The sequence below is a fragment of the Psychromonas sp. genome (assembly GCF_041586535.1).
In the GTDB taxonomy this organism is placed as follows: Bacteria; Pseudomonadota; Gammaproteobacteria; order Enterobacterales; family Psychromonadaceae; genus Psychromonas.
Window position 1 is genome coordinate 1 of the sequence record NZ_JBFGZY010000169.1, and the last position, 8,160, is coordinate 8,160.

Here is an 8,160-nt window from a genome sequence, read left to right on the forward strand (position 1 = left end):
CGCTTAAAAATTCGTGGCGGCGGGTAGTGCCGACACGTTAAACGCTTGTAAGAGGTTTTAGAAGACTAACGCAACTTAATGTTGCAATGCCTAAACCGTTGACGACAAGAATCACCTTGCTTTAGCTGGGTGAGCTTCAATCAACCAAAAGTTACTTGACGGGCAGATAACCCTTTTCTTTCTATACTTATTTTAATAGAAAGCAAAAAGGAGCTTTTATGCCCGACTCTGGCGATAATGTTTGTTGTTATGTCGATCACCTTGGTGAACGCTGTCATGAAGCCACCTCTAATCCTGATTTTTGTTACTGGCATGATCCACAATGTGATAAAAAAAATGCTTTTACCGTCGCTAAATTAGAGAAATATGCCCGTGATGGCGGTATGTTACACGGGCTACAGCTAAAAAATGCCAATCTGGAAAATCTCAATTTGGTAAGAGAAGACCGCAATCAAGGCTTTGATTTAACCGGTGCAAATTTAAATCACGCCAACTTAAAAGGAGCGCATCTCTATAATGTGGTGTTAATACGCGCTAACTTGGTGGATGCCGACTTGTCAATGGCTGACCTGCATTGTACTCACCTTGAAGAGAGTAATCTACTCGGTATCAAACTCAATGAAACTAAGCTGGAACATATTAAAACGGGTAAAACGATTCTTCAGGAAGATCAGGGTAAAATTCTGGCTGCACAGGGTGAAGACAAGGAAGCCGTTAAACATTTTGAACAAGCGGAAGAGATTTATCGAAATCTCCGTAAAGCGAGTGAAAAACAAGGATTATTTTCCTTATCCGGGCCCTATCTACGTAAAGAATTAACCATGCGTCGTTTTCAGTTACCGCTTTATTCACAGCAGCGTTTTTATTCTAAGGTTGTTGACCTTTTCTGTGGCTATGGTGAAGATCCCTTTCGCGTGGTTGCTTTTTCGTTGTTGCTCATTTTATTCTGTAGTTTTTTCTATTATATTTTTGGTTTGCGTTTTGCGGGTGAATTTCAGGCTTTTTCTATGCACAACAGTAGCGAGCAAAACATCACCTATTTTTTTGAATCTCTTTATTACAGTGTGGTGACATTTACCACGCTCGGTTATGGCGACTTTATCCCGATTGGTATTTCACGGCTGGTGGCTGCCGTAGAAGCATTTTTGGGGAGTTTTACTATCGCCCTGTTTGTGGTGGTATTTGTTAAGAAGATGACTCGCTGATGAAGCTTTAGTGTTAAGGTTGCGGGCAATAAACAGAAAAAAGCGGCAGCTAAAGCAAAAAAAAATAATGAACTGTTCATTCCACCAGAGCGCCTAAAAATCGCTCATTCTGCGTTGTGTCAGCTCGAAAGAGATCTCTATTCCTTCGCTAACACGTCTTGCCTGAGCGATTTTCAGTCAGCTCTGGCGTTCGTTTTTTAAACTATATGGTGCTCTAGAAACCAGATTGAAAACAGCAAACGCATCACAGGCACACCGAGCATAGCTGTCGACCTGGGCGTGCGTATTTTTTTCTGGTGAACTGATTGTCGTTACGGCAGGAAAATACAGAAAGTGCGGGATCTTAACAGCTGAATTTTCACGGACATGGAGTGACCTGCGAATGGACAATGACGTGCCCAACAGACTCCGGAAAAAGCCCTACTTTTTTCAATAAAAAACAATATAATCAATTACTACCTACACTATTAAGTATGAATATCTTAAGGAAACCCAGCAGATGATTAGATTAACTGCTTTGCAAAGTCGTGTTATTGGCGTGATGCTTGAAAAGGAGATCACCACACCTGAACAATATCCTTTGTCGTTAAATGCGCTGACCAACGGTTGTAATCAAAAGAGTAACCGTGAACCGGTTATGTCACTTTCAGAAGCACAAGTGCAAAATGTTGTCGATGAATTAATGGATATGAAACAGCTGATGGTCGATTCTGGCGCATCAGGACGGGTTAATAAATATAAGCACAGGTTCTGTAATACCTCATTTGGCAGTTTACAATTAACAAAACAACAAAAAGCGATCATTTGTGTGCTGTTTCTTCGCGGTCCGCAAACGCCCGGTGAATTGCGTACCCGCACCAATCGTTTAGCAGACTTTGCCAATGTTAATGAAGTTGAAGCCGCGCTTGAGCAATTGCAACACGTAAACAACACACAGCTGGTGAAAAAGTTAGCCAGAGAGGCCGGTAAAAGAGAGTCTCGCTATATACATCTATTTTCTGATACTTCTGAAGAAGAATTTGCCTCTACGGAAGCTGAAGTTAATTCAGCACCGGTATCTTCAGCAGATCAGGGCGAACTTGAAACTCGGGTGGCGTTATTAGAGCAGGAGGTAAATGCGTTAAAAACAGAGCTTGCTCGTTTATCAGTGTTACTTGAATAGCCGTAAAACTAAGCGATTAAAAAGTCATGTGATTTAAAATTATATGGCTTATTTTTTACCATGCCCCTTCAGGAAATGAGCTAAAACATCCTGCTCAATACAGCATTTTTTGGTAAAGGGCTTTTATTCTTCCTATACTTTTCGGGCAATCCAAGTGAACCTCTTGATTTAAAATATACTTTTGTAATTAACGCCTTATTTACCCAGACAGTAAATTATGCAGGAGAAAAGAGATGCAAACAGCTAATAACGACGCAAATAATAATCGTGCAAATCTCGAAGATAAGATTAAGAAGGCGGTGGAGACAGAGCAGCATATCAGGGAAACCGTTCGTTCTATCACCCTTAAAACGTTAAGCGAAGGAAAATTGGATCTTGAAGAGATTGCTCAGGTTGCCGGCAGCGTCGTTAAAGGTGCCGGATTAGGTGCAGTTATTCATGGCAGTGAAGGTAAAGAAAAGTTGGCCAGGGCAATTGCAGGTCTTGATGATGCTTTGTCCTCTGCTGCTGAGGCATCGAAATTAGCTGTGCAGGAAGCAAGCGGGCAGGTGAAAGCCTTCACTAGGCAGGATCTAAAGCGGGCTATTGATGATCTTAATGCGTTGGAAGGAATATACATCGATACCTTGAAGGAGGCGGCAAAGGGAACAGATGACGCGATTGCCGGCATATTAAATGATCTTGCTCGTCATGGTCGCGCCTGTGGCACGACGGTCGGTCAGCATAGCGCAGAGATTGTCAGACAGTTAAACCAAGAGCTGGGGGAGAAATTAAGCGACACCGTGACAGCCGGAACAGATTCTGCGTTACAGGTAACAAGCAACCTTACTTATGCGGCTGCGGGTTTTCTCGATGCTATTGCGCAAACTCTGGATGCGAAATTAAAGTCCAAGTCTTCTAAAAATAAAAAAGAGTAGATAGGTACTCCATGCTTTGGGAGACGTTGGGCGCTGCGCGGGATATTGGCCGAGTTAATGAGCTGGCGTCGATATTAATCCGTTATGGTTTCGGTGATGTGCTGCGCAGACTCGGTCTGGCGAGTGTATTTGAGGGGGCTGGTAAGGCTCTGCACTGGAAACGGGTTTCCGATATAACCAGGTCAGAATCACCTGCCAGGTTTTGCCAGGCCCTGGCCGAGATGGGACCTACCTTTATCAAGCTCGGGCAGATTTTGTCGACACGTGCCGATCTGTTTTCACCGGAATGGATTGCTGAATTTGAAAAATTACAGGATCAAGCTCCTCCTGTTTCATTTGAATTAATCTGTAAACAATTACAGGAAGATCTTGGCTGTAGCCCGCTACAGGCTTTTGCTGAACTTGATACTCAACCCCTTGCGGCCGCATCCATTGCGCAAGTCCATCGAGCTCGCCTGCAAGACGGTACGCAGGTCATTATTAAGGTACGTCGACCGGGTATCCGGCCGGTAATGGAAGCGGATTTACGTTTACTTGCGCGGATTGCCGAGGTGATGGAGTCCGAGTCAACGGCTTTGCGGCGCTTTAAACCTTGTGAGGTGGTGCGTCAATTTACGGTTTCTTTACGACGCGAGTTAGACTTGCTGGCTGAGTGCCGGAATGCCGAACGGGTTGCCAAAAGTTTTGCACTGGATGCGCAAATCGTGATCCCTAAAGTTTACTGGCCATGGTGCTGTGAACGCGTCAATGTGCAGGAATTTATCGATGGTATTCCAGGGCGAAATATTAATGCAGTCGAGCAGGCTGGTTTAGACCGAAAAATGTTAGCCGGGTATGGCGGGCAGGCTGCTTTAAAAATGATCCTGATTGATGGTTTTTTTCATGCCGACCCTCACCAGGGGAATATTTTTTATCTGCCGGATAATCGAATTGCTTTTATTGATTTCGGTATGGTCGGTCGACTCTCTGTGGATCGCCGTCATCAAGTGGTGCAGCTTTTGCACAGCATGGTTGAGCTGGATGCCCCGCGTGTCGTTGAGGTGTTACTGGATTGGGCAGGTGATCCCCCGGTTAATCAGGATGCTCTTCTTTTTGAAGTAGAAGAATTTGTTGAGCAATATCACGGCGTTTCGTTAAAGAATTTCAATCTGGGTACTATGCTTACCGAGCTGATGTCACTGCTTCGGGAATATGCTCTAAATCTACCGCCTGATTTGATTTTACTGGTTAAAGCGCTGATCACCCTGGAAGGAGTTGCCCGGCAGTTAGATCCTGATTTTGATATGGTTGCCCAAGCAGATCCTCTTTTACAACAGTTGATGTTAGCTCGCCATTCACCTGATGCGCTGGCAAAAAGAGGCTGGCAGGCAATGGCTGGAACGGCGGAACTATTAATTGGCTTGCCGCAGGATTTACGGCAACTTTTACGCTCTGCCCGCAGCGGACGATTTCAGCTGCATGTTGATGTGACGCGGTTGAAAACCTTTGGCAATCAACTCGACCGTGCAGCTAGTCGGATGGCGGTCGGTAATGTTGTTGCGGCTATGATTATCGGCTCCTCCATTGTGATGACTGTTGAGGGCGGACCGACTTTGTTTGGTCTGCCGTTATTTGGCATACTTGGTTTTGTTGGCGCCGCTATCGGTGGTATATGGTTACTGTTCTCAATCTGGTTAAGCGGACGAGGGCGCTGAGCAGAACAAAGCCATTCCACAGACTACTGCTTTAACTTGTCCTGATTTTTCCAGATCGGTAATCCTAATATTTTAAAAGTTACCCCGTTTATTAGCGTTGTAGTTGCAGTTCCGCAGCCAATTGGTAAAGTGCTTTTATTCTTTCTATACTGCAAGCTAAATAGTTATAAAGAACAGGAGCGATTATGTCTACACAGTGGAAGTCCGTTGCCAAGCTGCAACTCAAAAATAAGACCCTCAACTGCATCAGTTTTAAAAAGCTCGAATCTAAATATAATTTAAATCGCTTGCCCTATGCCGCCAAAATATTACTGGAAAACCTGCTGCGTCATGAAGATCGGCCCTTTGTCCAGGAGCAGGATATTATCGCTCTGGCTGAATGGGATGTTAGTTCAAGTAAAGAGCAGGAGATCTCTTTTGTTCCCGCACGGGTTGTCCTGCAGGACTTTACCGGCGTACCGGCCATTGTGGATTTGGCTGCAATGCGTGATGCTATTTCCCGTTTAGGTGGCGATCCCCAAAATATAAACCCTTTTAATCCGGTCGAACTGGTTATCGACCACTCTGTTATGGTGGATTTTTTTGCCAGCGATGATGCCTTTAAAAAAAATACCGAGATAGAAGTCCAGCGCAATAAAGAGCGCTATCAATTCTTAAAATGGGGGCAATCAGCTTTTAATAACTTTAAAGTTGTGCCACCTGGTCGCGGTATTGTTCATCAGGTTAATTTGGAATACCTGGCGCGTTGCGTATTTGCTGGGAAGTTTGATGGTGAAGACTGGGCGTACCCGGATACGTTGGTAGGTACAGATTCTCATACCACAATGATCAATGGCCTTGGTATTTTGGGCTGGGGTGTGGGAGGAATTGAAGCGGAAGCGGCGATGTTAGGTCAGCCGGTTACTATGCTGATCCCTAAAGTCGTTGGGTTTAAATTAACGGGTAAATTGAACACCGGGATCACTGCCACCGATTTAGTACTTACCATTACACAGCAACTGCGTGCTCATGGTGTCGTTGGTAAGTTTGTGGAGTTTTATGGTGAAGGGCTAGCGCATCTTTCTCTCGCTGATCGGGCAACCATTGCCAACATGGCGCCGGAATACGGCGCAACCTGCGGTATTTTTCCTCTGGATCAGGAGTCGTCTAATTACCTGGAACTGACCGGCCGCTCGAGGGAAGATATTGAGCGGGTTGAGTTGTACGCAAAACAGCTCGGTATCTGGCATGATGTCTCCACGCAGGAGGCGGAGTATCATGAGAAAATTGAATTTGATTTAACAACGGTAATGCCTAGTATCGCCGGTCCGAAGCGTCCACAGGATCGCATTGTTTTAAGTGAAGCTGCAGAGCAGTATAAACAATGGAGCGCGCTGAATGGGACATCCACAGAGAAGAATGCTGTGCGGGTAAACTATCGTGGTGAAGAGTTTGAATTAAAAAACGGTGCCGTGGTCATCGCTGCCATTACCAGCTGCACCAATACATCTAACCCTTCGGTGTTGGTCGCTGCAGGTTTACTGGCGAGAAACGCAGCAAAACGTGGTATAAAATCAAAACCCTGGGTTAAAACTTCTTTAGCGCCTGGCTCGCAAGTGGTGACTCAGTATTTGCAAAATGCCGGTCTGATGGATGATCTGGAAGCCTTAGGTTTTAATCTGGTGGGGTATGGCTGCACCACTTGTATCGGTAATTCCGGCCCGTTACCGGATGAAATTGGACAGGTTATAAAAGACAATAACTTGTCAGTCACCTCGGTGCTTTCAGGTAATCGAAATTTTGAAGGAAGAATTCACGCCGATATTGCGGCAAATTATTTAGCTTCACCGCCGTTAGTTGTCGCCTATGCAATTGCCGGCAATATGAATATTGATCTTGCCGGTGGTCCTTTGTGCCGGGACAAAGACGGTAATGATGTGTTTCTGAAGGATTTGTGGCCATCGGATCAGGAAATCAAAGAGGTCGTCGCGGCGTCTATTTCCCGTTCTATATTTACCGATAAATACTCCGACGTATTTACCGGTGATGATGCCTGGAATTCTTTGTCCTGCGGTGATGACAGTATCTATAGCTGGCCGGACTCTACGTACATTAAACATCCGCCATTTTTTGAGGGAATGACCGCGACAGCCGATGCTATCCGCTCCATTGAAGACGCACGCTGCTTAGTCAAGGTGGAAGACAGTATCACTACTGACCATATTTCACCTGCAGGCTCAATTGCCAATGACAGTCCGGCGGCGGATTATTTACAAGAGCAGGGGGTAAACGAAAAAGATTTTAATTCTTATGGTTCCCGCCGCGGCAATCATGAGGTAATGATGCGGGGGACGTTTGCCAACGTGAGGCTAAAAAATCAATTAGCGCCGGGCACAACCGGCAGTGCCACAACCCATTTTCCGTCAAATGAGCAAATGTCGATTTATGCTGCGGCAATGAGATATCAGCAGGAAAATGTCAGCAGCGTTGTATTAGCGGGGCAGGAGTACGGCACAGGCTCCAGCCGTGACTGGGCAGCTAAAGGCCCTGCATTGCTGGGCGTTAAAGTCGTTATGGCGCAAAGTTATGAGCGCATACATCGCTCTAATTTAATTGGCATGGGGATATTGCCCTTGCAGTTTAAGGCAGGTGAAAGTGCCCACTCACATGGCTTATCAGGTCGCGAGCTATTTTCTATCCCGGCAGTTGCTGCAGGTCAAAAGCAGATAGTGGTTCAGGTTGATGATAATGGTAATAAAAAGGATATTGAGTTTGATGTGAGGATTGATACCGCTAATGAGTTCGATTATTTCTCAAATGGCGGCATATTGTCTTACGTAATCCGCAATATGCTGGCAACTTCAGGCTAGGTCATTTTTTGAAAAAGTAAAGGATGAGAATATAACCATTGGTTTTAGTTACCGAGAGTAGAGCAAGCGGCGTAAGCTGGCTTTATATTTGCAGTTCATTTACAGGGCTTAGCAAATGATGATATAAAATTATTTACTGACTTAGTTTGCTACAAGGTCTTGTTTTTTGTCTAAAATAAAAAACAAGACCTTGTTATACCAATTGGATTAATTAAATGATCTGTTTAGGCGTCAGGAAAAATAAATGAAAGCGAGGCATTGATTGCAGTAACTAGTTGTTCTAATTGCAAAATCAATAACGAAGCTAGCATTTATTTTAACAAGCATAAATGA

General features: G+C 44.8%; 5 protein-coding genes. All 5 read left to right on the top strand.

The annotated features are described in order from the left end of the window. Positions 1–218: 218 nt before the first annotated feature. Complete coding sequence (locus ABZA00_RS15425) at positions 219–1,205, top strand: pentapeptide repeat-containing protein (protein WP_372883047.1); 987 nt, start codon at positions 219–221, stop codon at positions 1,203–1,205. A gap of 499 nt (positions 1,206–1,704) precedes the next feature. Beyond that, positions 1,705–2,367, top strand: a complete 663-nt coding sequence (locus ABZA00_RS15430) for a YceH family protein (RefSeq protein ID WP_372883048.1) — start codon at positions 1,705–1,707, stop codon at positions 2,365–2,367. A gap of 233 nt (positions 2,368–2,600) precedes the next feature. Beyond that, positions 2,601–3,284, top strand: a complete 684-nt coding sequence (locus ABZA00_RS15435; RefSeq protein ID WP_372883049.1) for a DUF6781 family protein — start codon at positions 2,601–2,603, stop codon at positions 3,282–3,284. Positions 3,285–3,295: 11 nt separating this feature from the next. Continuing rightward, positions 3,296–4,978, top strand: a complete 1,683-nt coding sequence (locus ABZA00_RS15440; protein WP_372883050.1) for an ABC1 kinase family protein — start codon at positions 3,296–3,298, stop codon at positions 4,976–4,978. Between the two features lie 185 nt (positions 4,979–5,163). Next, positions 5,164–7,827, top strand: a complete 2,664-nt coding sequence (acnA, locus tag ABZA00_RS15445) for an aconitate hydratase AcnA (protein ID WP_372883051.1) — start codon at positions 5,164–5,166, stop codon at positions 7,825–7,827. Positions 7,828–8,160 lie beyond the last annotated feature (333 nt).

Excerpts from the sequence above, each read along its gene's own strand:
- acnA (WP_372883051.1), top strand. The coding sequence starts at position 5,164 with ATGTCTACACAGTGGAAGTCCGTTGCCAAGCTGCAACTCAAAAATAAG.
- ABZA00_RS15425 (WP_372883047.1), top strand. The coding sequence starts at position 219 with ATGCCCGACTCTGGCGATAATGTTTGTTGTTATGTCGATCACCTTGGT.
- ABZA00_RS15430 (WP_372883048.1), top strand. The coding sequence starts at position 1,705 with ATGATTAGATTAACTGCTTTGCAAAGTCGTGTTATTGGCGTGATGCTT.
- ABZA00_RS15435 (WP_372883049.1), top strand. The coding sequence starts at position 2,601 with ATGCAAACAGCTAATAACGACGCAAATAATAATCGTGCAAATCTCGAA.
- ABZA00_RS15440 (WP_372883050.1), top strand. The coding sequence starts at position 3,296 with ATGCTTTGGGAGACGTTGGGCGCTGCGCGGGATATTGGCCGAGTTAAT.